Source organism: Frankia sp. Mgl5 (assembly GCF_023242985.1).
Taxonomy (GTDB): domain Bacteria; phylum Actinomycetota; class Actinomycetes; order Frankiales; family Frankiaceae; genus Parafrankia; species Parafrankia soli.
Genome location: NZ_JALKFY010000594.1, coordinates 1 through 325, shown reverse-complemented (window position 1 = coordinate 325; position 325 = coordinate 1). Strand labels below are relative to the sequence as shown.

General features: G+C 55.4%; 1 protein-coding gene. It reads right to left on the bottom strand.

What is annotated here, in order from left to right; all coding sequences use genetic code 11:
- Window positions 1–21: 21 nt before the first annotated feature.
- Window positions 22–325 (bottom strand): PhzF family phenazine biosynthesis protein (locus MXD62_RS10795; protein WP_248829167.1); only part of this gene is annotated, 304 nt, incomplete at its 5' end.

Sequence of the window (325 nt, the reverse complement as noted above, 5' to 3'; positions counted from 1 at the left end):
AAATACGCCCGCGTTTTCTGCTTATTCAGGCAAGCGCAGTTTTCCTGCTATGGTGACATTCGCTGTTCCGGCAACCTGGATGATTGGCGCTGCTTCGCCGGGCACGATCGTAACGTATAGGATGCCTGCTCTCCCGATAGCATCCCCTTGGCCAATTTTCAGACGATGGAGCTGACCGGCGGGCAATATCTCTTCCAAGATAAGATAACCGGACAACGCTCCGTTCGCTGAGCCCGTAACCGGATCTTCCGGAATGCCGACAGCCGGGCCAAAATCACGTGCGGACCATTCGACGCCGAGTGGTTTTTTTTGTGCCCTCCTGTCC